Source organism: Pseudoalteromonas pernae, from assembly GCF_039831865.1.
GTDB lineage: Bacteria > Pseudomonadota > Gammaproteobacteria > Enterobacterales > Alteromonadaceae > Pseudoalteromonas > Pseudoalteromonas pernae.
Genome location: NZ_JBDODM010000002.1, coordinates 185,755 through 199,190 on the forward strand (window position 1 = coordinate 185,755; position 13,436 = coordinate 199,190).

A 13,436-nucleotide genomic window follows, 5' to 3' on the forward strand; every position below is an offset into this window, starting at 1 on the left:
TTGAAATGGCGGAGTGGACGGGACTCGAACCCGCGACCCCCGGCGTGACAGGCCGGTATTCTAACCAACTGAACTACCACTCCGCAGTGGTATGCATTGTACATCATTAAATGGCGGAGTGGACGGGACTCGAACCCGCGACCCCCGGCGTGACAGGCCGGTATTCTAACCAACTGAACTACCACTCCGCAGTAATGATGTGTGTACATGGTATCAGGCTAAATGGCGGAGTGGACGGGACTCGAACCCGCGACCCCCGGCGTGACAGGCCGGTATTCTAACCAACTGAACTACCACTCCGCAAAAGCGCTGAATTGCATGTACTAAAGGATATAAATGTGGCGGAGTGGACGGGACTCGAACCCGCGACCCCCGGCGTGACAGGCCGGTATTCTAACCAACTGAACTACCACTCCGCAGTATTTATATTCTTTAATTATTCCGAATGGCGGAGTGGACGGGACTCGAACCCGCGACCCCCGGCGTGACAGGCCGGTATTCTAACCAACTGAACTACCACTCCGCGACGGAATATTGTGTTTGCTTGACTGGCGGAGTGGACGGGACTCGAACCCGCGACCCCCGGCGTGACAGGCCGGTATTCTAACCAACTGAACTACCACTCCACAGAGTAAGCAAACTGGGATAATTGGCGGAGTGGACGGGACTCGAACCCGCGACCCCCGGCGTGACAGGCCGGTATTCTAACCAACTGAACTACCACTCCGCGTTATCCAAACTCTCAAGGCCTGTGCCCTGACAGCGGCGTGAATGATACGAATCACCCCTTGGTGAGTCAACAGTTTTTTTGAAATTTTAGGGCTTTTTTAGTCATCTGACATCGAAAGGTTTAAAATTTCACCTGATTTACCATTTTTTGACCCATTTCCATCCGAGTTAACTTCAGATGACTCATTTTTCGATTGTTGTTTTTTCCGCCAAAACAGCAAATTAAACTTCCCAAACAGCGTTTTTTTCAAAACCAAAACACGAATTAACCCCCATCCTAAGAGCAAAATCAGCACATTTCCCAGAGCCACCAAGGTATAAAATAAACCTGAGCTCATCGCTTTTGCCTTTTGCGCTTCTTCTTGTATTCGTGCTAACTCCTCGGGTGACGGTCCAACTGGTAGCTCAACCACTTTTTCTATCGGGCGGGCGATGGAAAAATCGTACGCTGGCAAAGTAGCCATAAACTCTCGACCGTTTGTATTAGTACCAAATACATCCATTTCAACGGAATAATGACCCCAGTCGTAGTTGCTTATCTTCAAGATTCGCTGGGCACCCTCTTGCGCTGGCAGTGAAAAGGCCTGTTCATCGTTATTGGGATAAAAAATACGCCCCTGAAGCAGCACACTGCTTGGGTCGACCAAACTCGTATCAAACGAGATCACTAACTCATGACTTTCATCTTTAGCGCCCTCTACGACTTCAAACTGCAACGGCGGGTCTTTTACCACAACAGGCTCTTGCACGACCTTACGCTGAATTAGCGGCGTCGTCAGTGAGATTTCGGGTCGCCATTCACCAGAGGCAAAGTCCAAGCGAAACTCACCAGTAAAAATGGCATCACCGGGGCGTTCATCGAAACCTCGCCCGTCATCTTTAAAATCAGCGACGTGCTCTGTCCCCGCGCCGAAGTTTGTGTAGTCATTATTATTTGTGCTCACAAAGTCCACTTGCATCTTTATGACTTCGCGAAAATGGCCAATCTTAACTTCTTGCCCATCATTCAGTACGCGGCCTGTGAGCTTGATAATCTCCCCTCTGAATAACATCGCTGGCAGGGTATCAACCTCAAGGCTGATATCACCTATAACCATAATTTTGCTTTCAGGTAAGATTTGCCCAACCACCTGCCAAGGCCCTGGCATCGGTGTTTCCATCACGATTAGGTCGTAGCTTAACTCATCATGCCATTGTAATTTATCGTCTTTTAGGGCTTGAGTAGCGTACACTTTACTGCCATCGGGACGAACTAAAACGACAGCGGGAGAACCTTGACGACGGAAAAACAACAAGGTGATTTTGTCGATATCGTGATCTATTCGAAAGCGGTTATTGAACAAAGGAATTTCATTATTATCTTCTAATATAGTCAGCTTATCCTGTTCGCTGGCCATCACTGGCGAGCCAAAAAAGAAGATAATTAAACAAATTCCGATGATGCTTCTCATACTTTCTATTCCGCTTACATTAGTTCGTTTTTGTTATTCGCCGCGCCACAAACAACTGCCGCCCTCTTTCGCTACCAAGTCGAGTCGCTGCTCATGCGCTGCAAGTTCATCGTTGCTTGCGCTTATGACATTGAGTGGCGGTCTGTTGTCTGCCAAACGAATGATGCCCCCTTTGTTGGCATCATTTTGCTGATCCGTATTCTGCGCCAAGTTCAGCTTTTTCTGTCCCCCAGTCATCGCCAAATACACATCAGCAAGGATCTCGGAATCCAGCAGTGCGCCGTGCAGCGTACGTTTTGAGTTATCTATATCGTATCGGCGACATAACGCATCTAGGCTGTTCTTTTGACCAGGGTGCATATTTCGGGCCATCGCGAGAGTGTCAAGGACCTGACAAACATCTTCAGTCTTAGGCATTGAACGATTAAGCATGGCAAATTCGTGGTCCATAAAGCCCACGTCGAACGGTGCGTTATGGATGATTAGCTCAGCACCACGAATGTATTCTAGAAACTCGTCCGCGATTTGATGATATAACGGCTTATCTTTTAGGAACTCGGTGGTGATACCGTGAACGTCGATTGCTTCGTCTTCAATACCACGCTGCGGGTTGATGTAAACATGAAAGTTATTGCCCGTTAAACGACGATTTACCAACTCCACACAACCAATTTCGATTATGCGGTGCCCTTCTTTGGGATTAATACCTGTGGTTTCTGTATCCAGTACTATTTGTCGTTGCGCCATATCAGTTTACGCTCATATTTGCTATCTTTGCTGCTTGGTTCATTGTACATAATAACAAGGTAAAGCGTGCAAAAAAGCGTAGAAATTTATACCGATGGCTCGTGTTTAGGTAATCCGGGCCCTGGTGGCTATGGCATCCTTTTACGCTATGGTGAGCATCAAAAGACGCTAAGTCAGGGGTATCAAAAAACAACAAACAACCGCATGGAGTTACTCGCTGCTATCGTTGCTCTTGAGTCCCTAAAACGTCCGTGCTCAGTAACCATCACAACCGACAGCCAGTACGTAAAACAAGGCATTGAAAGCTGGATTGAAAACTGGAAAAAGCGTAATTGGCGCACAGCCAACAAGCAACCCGTTAAGAACGTCGATCTATGGCAACGTCTCGATGCAGCATGCAAGCCACATACAATGCAATGGCGCTGGGTAAAAGGTCACAGTGGCCACGACGAAAATGAAATCGTTGACGATTTGGCGCGCGAGGCGGCGATGTCCGACAACCTTCTCCCTGATACCGGGTATGAAGGTTAGCGATACAAAAGGCTACGGATGTGTGCCTAGCCTTGCTTTACTCAGTGTCGCGATTGGTATATAACGTTTAGCTATAAAATATAACAAAATATGGAATAGCTATGTCACTCAAGGTCATTCCTTTTTACCATGACGCCAGTAACACCCTGAGTTACATTCTTTTTTGTGAGCACACTAAAGAAGCTGCCATCATCGACAGCGTTGCTGATTACGATGCTCTCAGCGCTGCAGTCACCTATTCGAGTGCCAATATCCTGCTCGCCTATATAGAAAAGCACCAGTTAAATTTACGCTGGCTCATTGAAACCCATGTGCATGCTGATCATTTAAGTGCTTGTTCGTATCTGCGCAGTAAAACCAACGCCAAGTCGGTAGTCAGTGAACATATCGTAGAGGTACAAACAACTCTAAAGCCCATGTATGGTCTGGATTTAGCAACGGATGGCTCGCAGTTTGATGTGCATGTAAAGGACGGTGAATATTTGCCGTTAGGTGAATACCAAATCAAAGTAATTGCCACACCGGGGCACACTCCAGATGGCATTAGCCTTTACTGTGAAGGCAACGTGTTTATTGGTGATACCCTGTTTATGCCTGATTCTGGCAGTGCACGTTGTGATTTCCCCAATGGCAGTGCGCAACAGTTGTATGATTCAATTACGCGACTATTGGCTTTACCTGAACAAACCAAGGTATGGGTGTGTCACGACTATCAACCCAATGGCCGAGCACTTGATTTTCATAGCACCATCGCTGAACAAAAAGAAGCAAACGTGCACCTGCAACAAACGCCCTCAGGCTTTGTTGAGCAGCGTTTACAACGCGATGCCATGTTAAGTAAACCTAGGCTGATGGATGTCGCGGTACCATTTAATCTTCAAGGTGCGTTAGTTATATAACTAACGCCGCCTTTGCTGACGTCGACTGACTTCAACTCCCTTTATCGCAGGCTTAAAGCTTGGTCTTGCGTGCCACTTTGGCTTAATTGGCGTCAATGGTGTTACGCGTTTACGCGCCACCAGCATGTAAACACTGCCCATTGGCTTGAGATAGTGTTTACAAAAGCGGCGCCAGCGAGCAAACCGAGATAATCTCGCGCCCCTTGCCAAAGACGCATAGACGAAACGCTCATCCGCAATCACTTCAAATCCAAGCAAATCAAGCCAGTCTTTTACCCGCGACGGCGTAAAGAATCGCCCGCTCCAAGGCAGTTTTTGTCGACTAAAAGGGATCAGGCTGGCTAATCCGCAAAAGCTAAACGGATTGAACCCCGTGATAACGATATACCCACCTGCGATTAATGTACGGTGCGCTTCACGCAAGATATGATGCGGGTCAGTGTTGTACTCAAGGCACAAACTCAATATGCAGGCATCGACAGACCCCTCGTAAAACGGTAGTTCATCTACTTCTGCTATGACGCCCGCCTGCGGCGTATCCGCTGCCACTCCCACTTGATGCTTAATGGGGCTTGCCGAGGTATCCAGCTGCACGCTCAAATCGCCTATTTTAAGCATGTGATAGCCAAACATACGTTCCAACCAAGGCTGTAATTTGCGCTCGATATCGCTTTGCAAATACTCACCATGTGGGAATTGCGACCACGTATGGGGTGGCGGATGTCTTTGTAAGCTCAGTGCTGGTTTCACACAATTAGCCCGTTATACTAGTCATATGATTACGATATAGAGCAAATCACTATGGCGCAAGTAGAGCCTATCAAAGCATATTCAGATAATTACATATGGGCACTTAGCAGCGCAGATGACAATCGCGTTGTGGTAGTCGACCCGGGCCAAGCAGAGCCAGTGCTAGCGTATTTGCAAGAAAATAATAAAACCCTCGCTGGCATTCTAATTACCCACCATCATTGGGATCACACAACTGGCGTGGCTCAGTTAAAACTGCAGTTTCCAGATATCACCGTGTTCGGGCCTAAAGACTGTCCGTTTGAGGGTATTGAATCAGCGCTCAGTGAAGGCGACTCAATCAATATCATAGGTTACGACTTCACTGTTCTGGAAACACCAGGGCACACACTGGACCACATTTGCTACGTGGGGGATGGTTTCATTTTTTGCGGGGATACTCTGTTCAGTGGCGGCTGTGGGAGATTATTTGAAGGAACCCCAACACAAATGTGGCACTCGTTGCAAAAACTCAGCTCGCTTGACGAGAACACCTTGGTCTACTGCACCCATGAATACACTCAAGCAAATATGCGCTTCGCCAGTGCCTGCCAACGAACGAACGACGATGTTCAAGCCTATACCGAAAAAGTGAATGAATTAAGGGCACAGGACCTTATCACACTACCAAGTACGATTGGCCTGGAAAAGCGTATAAACCCATTTTTACGCCCTCAAGAAATATCACTGCAAACCTTCCCTCCTCATCAGCGGCCGAACGACGAAGAAGCTGAGTCAAAGTTCGCAGCCTTAAGAAGGTGGAAAGACGACTTTTAGCAACAAAATTGAGCAAAAATTGTCGAAGCTAAGAAATTTTTGCTAGTATGCGCGCAGTTTTTTTTAAGATTAACGGTTCATGAACAAGTTAAGTTGCCTAGCTGCGCTTTTTTGTGTGCTTCTAAGTGGTTGTCAAACAACAACTAACACCACTGAGCAAACAAATGAGCTAGTGCTCAACAGTGCGAGCCCGCAAGAAATAAATGATGCGCTGACATTAGACCTTTTAGCCGATGAGCAGGTCGTAGAAGAAACCGATGAGATCCCAGTCTTTGACGACGTGTGGGATCGCATCCGTTATCAATTATCTATAAAAGTACCGCAAAACCGCCCAGTGGTGACTGAGCGCAATTATTATGCGCGTCATCAAGCGTACTTGGATCGTATTTCGAAGCGTGCGGAGCCGTACCTTTACTTCATCGTTGAAGAAGTGGAGAAAAGGCAAATCCCAATCGAAATAGCGCTTTTGCCTATCGTCGAAAGTGCTTTTGACCCTTACGGCTATTCACATCGCAGCGCTAGTGGTATCTGGCAGTTTATGCCGCAAACAGGAAAGCGTTTTGGTTTGCAGCAAAACTGGTGGTATGACGGTCGCCGAGATATCAGTGAATCGACGCGCGCAGCGCTGGATTACTTGTCATACTTACACAAAACTCTGGACGGTGATTGGTTAAACGCGATTGCAGCGTATAACTCGGGTGAAGGCAGAGTGATGCGTGCGATCAAGAAAAACCGAGCTAAGCACCTGCCCACCGACTTTTGGTCTTTGGACTTACCAAAAGAAACCACCGCCTATGTGCCTAAGCTTCTGGCACTAGCTGATTTACTTAAACGCCACGAAGAATTTGGCGTGACGTGGAATAAAATTGTTAATGCGCAGGTAATAGAGCGTGTCGACGCAGGGTCACAAATCGACTTAGAGCTTGCTGCTGAGATGGCTGGGATTTCCTTGGCTGAATTATACCGCCTCAACCCAGCATTCAACCGCTGGGCCAGTGCGCCTGATGGCCCGCATCATTTGTTGTTACCGCTGGACAGTGTTGAGCGCTTTGAGCAACGGCTAGCAAATGCTCAACTCAAAGACCGCCTACGCTGGAAAGAATACAAAGTGCAATCAGGAGATAGCCTTTCTGTTATCGCCAGTAAACACAACACTAGCATTGACGCGATTAAACGTTTGAATACGCTTGATTCGACAAACATTCGTGTTGGCCAAACCTTGATGGTGCCATTGTCAGACAAGGCAGCTGCGCATTTGCCAGATAAACTTCGCTTGGTACTCAATGATAAAACCAGTGTAACGCGAAGCCACACGGTAAAGTCCGGAGATACTCTTTGGGATTTGAGTAGAGAGTACGATGTCACGGTCGCGCAACTTAAAGCCTGGAATAACTTAAAAGACAGCGCCGTATTACGTTTGGGGCAAAAGTTAAAAATTCGCCAAACAACCACCAATAATGTGGTGCAAAACGTCAATCGTACGATTACTTATAAAGTGAGAAAAGGTGACTCATTATCACGCATTGCGTCACAATTCGGCCTGAAAGTCAGTGATATTCGCAAGTGGAATAAGCTCGACAGTAAAAAGTACTTGCAGCCGGGTCAAAAGCTCAAGCTAATCGTCGATGTCAAACGCGGTTAGTGACAAATCGAATCATTAAAAAGCGCTCTTAGGAGCGCTTTTTTGTTGCTTATAATTGTTCGGCCAGCTTTTCTACCCAAGGAAGAGCCACCGGCTCGGGATCAAAATCAACCATAGCATCAATATCTAAACGCGGTTGTACAATGCGCCCTTGTAATTCAATTAACAGTTCTTCAAATTGTTTGCCTGCACCGCAGAAGGTATCACCATAACTGCTGTCGCCCATAGCAATCACCGCACACGGCTTCCCTGTTAACAAAGGAAATTGATTTTGTAACCCAAGGAATAAAGGTAACAAATTATCAGGAAGGTCACCTTGCCCTGTGGTGGAGGTGATCACTAAGATTTGCTCTGCTGTCGCGACATCTTCAACCTGCGGATTATCAATCAGCTTTGCGCTATGACCCATAGCAGTAAGCTTCTCACAGACAGTTTCTGCAAGCCGTTCTGCTGCGCCATAGACGCTTCCATAAAAAATACTCGTTGTAGGCATTAATCTTCCTTAGCAAAGTAATCGCTTTCCTCATTGGGCCAACCGAGAGTCTCAAATATAGACAACGCTTGCTCACCCAACGAAGCGTGGATATGAATAGTTTGATTGGTATAAGGATGCATAAAGTACACATCTGATGCAAACAGCATTAACCGAGCACAAGCAAAATGCTCAGCAAAGAAGTGATTTTGGGTATTGTCACCATGATTAACATCATTGAGTATGGGGTGGTTAATTCCATTGAGATGACGCCTAATCTGGTGCTTTCTCCCCGTTTTTGGCCAACATTCCACCAACGAATAGCGAACGCTAGGAAACTTTCCAACGGCGATAGGTAAGCTGGCTTGGAATAGGCAGCGAATGTCAGTTTGTGCTTCTTGCGGCGGTTTATTGTTATCGGCAAACTTATCCGCAATTTTATCGTGCTTTTCTTTTAATGGCTTGTCGATAAATAGCTGTTCAGGAGCAAAACCGCGAGTTAATGCAAGATAGCGTTTGCTGATTTTATTGTCACTAAATAAAGACCCAGCATCACGAGCTGCATCGCTGCTCAGCGCAAATAACAACACACCAGATGTCGGTCTGTCCAACCGATGTAATGGAAAGACATGCTGACCTATTTGGTCTCTGAGCATCTGCACAGCAAACTGAGTTTCGTGCTTATCCAAAAAAGAACGATGCACTAATAATCCCGAAGGCTTGTTAATGGCAATAAAATGCTCATCGCGATATAAGATTTCTAACTCTGGAAGTTCAGCTTTTTGTACAGGGACTTCTTTATCTAATTGCGTCATGAGTCCTCTGCAAGTAGCTTGTCTATCGAGTAAACCACCCTTTGAACATCTTGATAGCGATCTTTCCATGTCACTTCAGCCATAGGCGTCAGTGCTATACTACTGGGCAATGACTGTTGAGACTTAATAAGTTCATGCATTTTCACGATAAAAACGAATTGCAACCACTGTTCAAATTGCAATGTGTCGATACAAAATGGCTGCTGTGAGAGCAACAGCACAGCATCAATAGGCTCGTGTTGCCAAAGTTGATGCGCCTTTAACTGCAACTCCAGTTCGTCTAGTAAATTAATGATGTTCTCGTACATAGCGGTATAGATGTAATTTTCCTGTGTGCATAATACCATTTCCCTTGGGTTGAGAGCGCAATATGCCTATAATTTGCGGAATTTTATTTTAAGGAGCAGTGCATGACTGCAAATATTGCAACATTAGCAGAGCTACTTGATGCTGCTGGCACGACTTGGCGCGTCTACGACATTGGTCGTCGCGTGCAAAAAATTGATAAGGCCACTTTCGCAGACATCGAATCAACCACACGCCCCTACCCTTATCCATTGGCACAGCATGCTTTACTGGCTATCCAGTTCTGGGATCCAAAAGCGTCGACCGAACCCTATGTATGGTTTCTCAAGCTACCACTAGATGAGCAAAGTAAATTGGTAGCCGCTAGCCGAGATCACTTTGCCAACATGGTGCTAGAAGCTATCGGAACTCAATTATTGGGAAGCGAAGAAGAGCAAAGCAAACTCGATAATAACCCCTACGTGTTTACACCTAATGCCAACAAAAGGGCAGCCTTCAACGCCCAGATTAAGGTCGAATTGCACCAAGGTGCTTCGCAATATTACGAGCACACGCAGCTATACATGAGCGGCAAACTAGGTTGGCATCAGTGGCAAAGCATTGCAGTTCAGGGCTTAGCTGACTTTGCTGCACGTCTTGAACATGCCGATAATGAAGTAGCTTTGCTTAACGCTTGGGATAACTTGCCTGCGCAAGTTCGCCAGCCACTTGCTGCTCAATTAGAAAATATTCCTGTGAGCACTGCTGTCGCGGAAAAGTTAGCGCAGGCAGTTAAAAACAGTATCGCGCAGACTGATAAAATATCATTAATTGATAACCTTCGCGCTCTTAGCTGCACTTCTGCTGTAGGAATTGGTGCTCAAGCAGTCGATGCTGTCCTTGCCTCACCACTGGCTATTGATGCCGATATTTGCCAAGTCATTGCTGGGCGACTGTGGCAACATTTACAGTCTCCTGAGCGCCTAGCCACATTCATGGAAAATAGTGCTCGCGTGGTCAATGAACAGCCTATTTTCGCAAGTATATTCGCAGACTTAGTTGCAATTGATACACTTCGCCCTCATGTTTTGGGTATGTTACGAAGCGAAGAGCGCTCAGAGCATCTTTCGCGTGCAATTGGGAGCTTATTCTCGTAGTGGTTACTTTGTGGATGTTGATGCTGGTCGCGGGTGTGATCAGCTTATTTTGGTACCGTCGTAAACTTGCGGAGAGAGCGCAGATACATGCACAGCACCAATGTGAACAGTTGGGAGTTCAATTAGTAAGCGTTGCCTGCCTGAAATGGCGTTTGGGTATCTTACGAAATGGTAAGCTTGGTGTTCGCAGCACATACCAGTTCGAGTTTTCGAGTGATGGTGAGAGCTTATATAAGGGCTTGCTGCATATGGACAATGAGCGCTTGTACAGCAAAGACATTCCACCGTACAGAATGTAACGAATAAAACTAAGGCGTGACCAAGTCACGCCCTAATCTATTCCATCCCTGTGCGATATCCGTAATCGCTGACTTGCGTCTTCCCTTATACCATCCTGGTTCGATTACCCTAGTTAACCGACTGCGTTCCTTGCACTAAGTCCTGCTTCATCCTGAAGTGTCCTCTTGCCACCTTGGCTATTCCTAGGCTTCCAGCCTTCCCTGCACTTCCTGTGCTCCAATCCCTGAACGGTATGCCTTTACCGTCTATTCCTTTCCTATTCCAGCATTGCCTTGCTGTTTTCGCCTTCTTCCTTTCCTTGGCGATGTGCATCCTGCATCAATGTCTTCCTGACAGTTAATATATTAGGGAAATTAGCGGTGTTTGCAGCCATCAAAATTCAATCTTTTTTGCTGTAATACTGGTGTAATAAAAATAAACCCTTTAAATACATCAGGTTGACTTTAAGCACATCAATTTACCGCGAGTAAATTGGTACATTACCCCACAACAATGTGCGATATATCTCACAAGGGAATTTCCCTATTAGCCATTCCCTGCTTCTTGAATATTCGCTGCAGGCCTGTGTTTGAATAGAAGCTCACCACTGACTTTGCTAAATTGCAGGCTTTGCAGAACCTCAAATCCATGACTGGCAAAGAAATCTTGATGTGTCGCTTGCGTCACGAAAACCGCAATTCCCGATGCTTCATTGTCTTCTTTTACAAGGGTATCCAAACTATTGAGCAGGTAGTGCCCTAATCCTTTACGCTGATGATGAGGTGATACAGCGATAAATGCCACAAAAAGGTAATGACCCATAGTTTGCAGTGCATTACGTATAGTCTGTTCTTTATCGATAAGTTGCTGAGTCGTAAGGTAACCTGCGCTCATCATAAGTTTTAATCGCCAATGCCAATAGCGCTGCGCCTGCATTGATGCGTCAGAAGAAAAAACGCAGGCAATCGCCTGTAAGGACTCACCGTCAAAGAGTCCAATCAAAGGTTGCTTCGCTTGCCAGAAGGTGTGCAACTCTTCGCGGATCAAAGCCCTTAATTTTTTCTCATATTGTTGTTGGGAGTCTTTATCTGCTTTAAGTAACTCCTGCATCAAAGGGTCATCGTGATAGGCTTGATAAATTAGACTAGCAGCTACATTGAGATCTTCTGGAGAGAGGTATTTCACACTGTAATCAACAGCTAAAGACATAGTATTTCCTTGTTATCATTGTTGTTCTATATTTAACCATAGTTGTTATCAGCAAAATTGAGAAACACTATGGATACCTCAAAGCACACTTTAAACACCCTGTTTGCACAATTAGGATTACCAAGCAGTGACAATCAAATTGAACAGTTTGTAAGTAATCACAAACTCAGTGCATCGGTGCAGCTGGCAGACGCCCCTTTTTGGACAGAGTCTCAAAAACATTTTATACAAGAATCACTCGCAGAAGATGCTGATTGGTGTGAGCTAATCGATATTCTCGATGCGCAACTAAGACACTAACCCTCTGTTGTTTAAACAGTTGTTAGCGGTAACTTGCATTAGGCCTGCTTCGGGGCCAGTGGTATCGTCCATCAAAGTTGGCCTTAGCCCTTATAAGACAACGCCTCGGAGACGTCACAGGACAGTTGGGGTTCAGCTAGATTAATCTAAACTGAGCGCATTAGAACTTAGCCTCCAAGTTCGTTATTTTGCTCGCACTGCTGCGAGCTCATCTTTATAATGCGTCGATTTTTCTCAAAGAGGACCTAGCACAATGAACTCCGTGGTGTTTGAAGCAATAAAAGCTCTGTTAGCTCAAAACAAAACCCCTACAGTTGCACTAACCAAAGCGATGCTCAGCGAACCAGTACCTATGCCAATGATTATTGCTGCCGTGAGCCAATACAAAACCAATCCTGAAGCTTTTAAACACATGGTTGCGGAGCCTGCTACAGTTGCTGTTGAACAAAAGTCTTCACAACTAGACCGCATTGAAGAAAAACTTGATAAACTATTGGCTTTACTCGAAGCCAAGAATTAAGAATGTTTGTTGCCGATTTAACCTTTGACTGTTACCAAGACACCCAATTAGATACCGCTGAGCAGGCCATAAACCAGATGGTTGTGGCCTTGCGAGCCAATGGTCAGATTATCGGCGACGAATTTCCTACTGTACTCAAAGATGGGTACTTCCTTACACGTATAATGTGCCCTGAAGAGGACTCTCTTCACCCACTAAATCACAGCCCTTTCGTTAAATTTGCAATTAACAAACTCAATGAGGCTGGGTTGTTAGCTCCAAAAGTCAAAATTGTCGGCCAAGATATTCACGCCAACAGCGCTGATAATTGTCATGAGCCCAGTAGCTACATTCTATACACTACCTATTTGCATACCTGTAGTCCCTTGTATTGCGGGGATGATTTCCTCCCCGTCCCACTTTATAAAATCCCTGCGATTGCTAATGGTGATTATAAAACGCTCATCAAGTGGCAAGAAGATTGGCAAGCCTGCGATCAATTGCAAATTAATGGCGCTACCAAGGCTGAGTTTGCAGCGCTGGACGAATTGTGTCTACTCGATAGCTCACTGACGAGAAGGGGTTTAGATTTAAGCAAACGCATTCGCTTTCTTACCAAAAAGCCTGTTTATTATTATTTATACCGCGTTGGCGGTGAGAGCTTGGCTCAGGAGAAACTGCGCCCGTGTCCGAGCTGTGGCGGAGATTGGTTACTCGATGAGCCTTGGTTTGGGCTATTCGATTTCAAATGTGATGCGTGTGAGTTGGTGTCAAATATCTCTTGGGATCATCAATAAGTAGTTAGGCATTGGTGCCATCCATAGCCAATGTCGATAGCCTATCACGGAATTAATA

16 protein-coding genes and 7 tRNA genes are annotated in these 13,436 nt (G+C 45.9%); 9 read left to right on the forward strand and 14 right to left on the reverse strand.

The annotated features are described in order from the left end of the window. Positions 1-6: 6 nt before the first annotated feature. The 9 genes from V1358_RS04905 to dnaQ all read right to left on the reverse strand — a co-directional run bounded on the left by V1358_RS04905 (position 7) and on the right by dnaQ (position 2,927). A tRNA-Asp gene (locus V1358_RS04905) sits at positions 7-83 on the reverse strand. A gap of 28 nt (positions 84-111) precedes the next feature. Then, positions 112-188 (reverse strand) — tRNA-Asp (locus V1358_RS04910). A 35-nt stretch (positions 189-223) separates the two neighbouring features. Continuing rightward, positions 224-300: transfer RNA gene (locus tag V1358_RS04915), tRNA-Asp, on the reverse strand. 39 nt (positions 301-339) lie between these two features. Beyond that, positions 340-416, reverse strand: a tRNA-Asp gene (locus V1358_RS04920). Between the two features lie 30 nt (positions 417-446). Then, positions 447-523, reverse strand: a tRNA-Asp gene (locus V1358_RS04925). A gap of 26 nt (positions 524-549) precedes the next feature. Continuing rightward, positions 550-626, reverse strand: a tRNA-Asp gene (locus tag V1358_RS04930). Between the two features lie 24 nt (positions 627-650). After that, positions 651-727 (reverse strand) — tRNA-Asp (locus tag V1358_RS04935). A gap of 100 nt (positions 728-827) precedes the next feature. After that, complete coding sequence (locus tag V1358_RS04940; protein WP_440589874.1) at positions 828-2,189, reverse strand: TIGR03503 family protein; 1,362 nt, start codon at positions 2,187-2,189, stop codon at positions 828-830. Between the two features lie 24 nt (positions 2,190-2,213). Continuing rightward, the gene (dnaQ, locus tag V1358_RS04945; RefSeq protein ID WP_347392796.1) at positions 2,214-2,927 is read right to left on the reverse strand and encodes a DNA polymerase III subunit epsilon; all 714 of its coding nucleotides are present in this window, start codon (positions 2,925-2,927) and stop codon (positions 2,214-2,216) included. A gap of 66 nt (positions 2,928-2,993) precedes the next feature. On the opposite strand from dnaQ, the gene rnhA reads away from it, so the two are divergent. Next, the gene (rnhA, locus tag V1358_RS04950) at positions 2,994-3,458 is read left to right on the forward strand and encodes a ribonuclease HI (RefSeq protein WP_347390864.1); all 465 of its coding nucleotides are present in this window, start codon (positions 2,994-2,996) and stop codon (positions 3,456-3,458) included. Between the two features lie 101 nt (positions 3,459-3,559). Continuing rightward, positions 3,560-4,357, forward strand: coding sequence for an MBL fold metallo-hydrolase (locus V1358_RS04955; RefSeq protein WP_347390865.1), 798 nt, complete (start codon positions 3,560-3,562; stop codon positions 4,355-4,357). Here V1358_RS04955 and V1358_RS04960 read toward each other — a convergent pair whose 3' ends face one another. Then, the gene (locus tag V1358_RS04960; RefSeq protein WP_347390866.1) at positions 4,358-5,107 is read right to left on the reverse strand and encodes a methyltransferase domain-containing protein; all 750 of its coding nucleotides are present in this window, start codon (positions 5,105-5,107) and stop codon (positions 4,358-4,360) included. Between the two features lie 51 nt (positions 5,108-5,158). Here V1358_RS04960 and gloB point away from each other — a divergent pair, with 51 nt between their 5' ends. Continuing rightward, complete coding sequence (gloB, locus tag V1358_RS04965) at positions 5,159-5,923, forward strand: hydroxyacylglutathione hydrolase (RefSeq protein ID WP_347390867.1); 765 nt, start codon at positions 5,159-5,161, stop codon at positions 5,921-5,923. Between the two features lie 79 nt (positions 5,924-6,002). Next, the gene (locus tag V1358_RS04970; RefSeq protein WP_347392797.1) at positions 6,003-7,565 is read left to right on the forward strand and encodes a LysM peptidoglycan-binding domain-containing protein; all 1,563 of its coding nucleotides are present in this window, start codon (positions 6,003-6,005) and stop codon (positions 7,563-7,565) included. Positions 7,566-7,614: 49 nt separating this feature from the next. Here V1358_RS04970 and V1358_RS04975 read toward each other — a convergent pair whose 3' ends face one another. Genes V1358_RS04975 through V1358_RS04985 form a run of 3 tightly spaced genes read right to left on the reverse strand, consistent with a single transcriptional unit; the run spans position 7,615 to position 9,199 of the window. Beyond that, positions 7,615-8,058 (reverse strand): flavodoxin domain-containing protein, encoded by a 444-nt coding sequence (locus V1358_RS04975; RefSeq protein ID WP_347390869.1) that lies wholly within the window; start codon positions 8,056-8,058, stop codon positions 7,615-7,617. Beyond that, complete coding sequence (gene truC / locus V1358_RS04980) at positions 8,058-8,852, reverse strand: tRNA pseudouridine(65) synthase TruC (RefSeq protein WP_347392798.1); 795 nt, start codon at positions 8,850-8,852, stop codon at positions 8,058-8,060. Before truC ends, V1358_RS04975 begins: the two co-directional genes overlap by 1 nt. Continuing rightward, complete coding sequence (locus V1358_RS04985; protein ID WP_347392799.1) at positions 8,849-9,199, reverse strand: YqcC family protein; 351 nt, start codon at positions 9,197-9,199, stop codon at positions 8,849-8,851. The genes truC and V1358_RS04985 overlap by 4 nt, the downstream gene beginning before the upstream one ends. 63 nt (positions 9,200-9,262) lie before the next feature. Here V1358_RS04985 and V1358_RS04990 point away from each other — a divergent pair, with 63 nt between their 5' ends. Continuing rightward, positions 9,263-10,294: a DUF3549 family protein gene (locus tag V1358_RS04990; RefSeq protein ID WP_347392800.1), complete on the forward strand. Its 1,032-nt coding sequence runs from the start codon at positions 9,263-9,265 to the stop codon at positions 10,292-10,294. Next, positions 10,294-10,593, forward strand: a complete 300-nt coding sequence (locus V1358_RS04995; RefSeq protein ID WP_347390873.1) for a DUF3301 domain-containing protein — start codon at positions 10,294-10,296, stop codon at positions 10,591-10,593. The genes V1358_RS04990 and V1358_RS04995 overlap by 1 nt, the downstream gene beginning before the upstream one ends. A gap of 526 nt (positions 10,594-11,119) precedes the next feature. Here the strand turns inward: V1358_RS04995 and V1358_RS05000 are convergent. Beyond that, a complete protein-coding gene (locus V1358_RS05000) occupies positions 11,120-11,782 on the reverse strand; it encodes a GNAT family N-acetyltransferase (RefSeq protein WP_347392801.1) in 663 nt (220 codons plus the stop codon). 69 nt (positions 11,783-11,851) lie between these two features. Between V1358_RS05000 and V1358_RS05005 the strand changes: the two genes are divergently transcribed. The 3 genes from V1358_RS05005 (at position 11,852) to V1358_RS05015 (ending at position 13,378) form a co-directional block, all read left to right on the forward strand. Next, entirely contained in the window at positions 11,852-12,082 is a 231-nt protein-coding gene (locus tag V1358_RS05005) for a DUF2789 domain-containing protein (RefSeq protein WP_347390875.1), read from the forward strand. Positions 12,083-12,335: 253 nt separating this feature from the next. Further along, complete coding sequence (locus V1358_RS05010; RefSeq protein WP_347390876.1) at positions 12,336-12,602, forward strand: hypothetical protein; 267 nt, start codon at positions 12,336-12,338, stop codon at positions 12,600-12,602. 2 nt (positions 12,603-12,604) lie between these two features. After that, positions 12,605-13,378 (forward strand): Zn-ribbon-containing protein, encoded by a 774-nt coding sequence (locus V1358_RS05015; RefSeq protein WP_347392802.1) that lies wholly within the window; start codon positions 12,605-12,607, stop codon positions 13,376-13,378. The last annotated feature ends 58 nt before the right edge of the window (positions 13,379-13,436 follow it).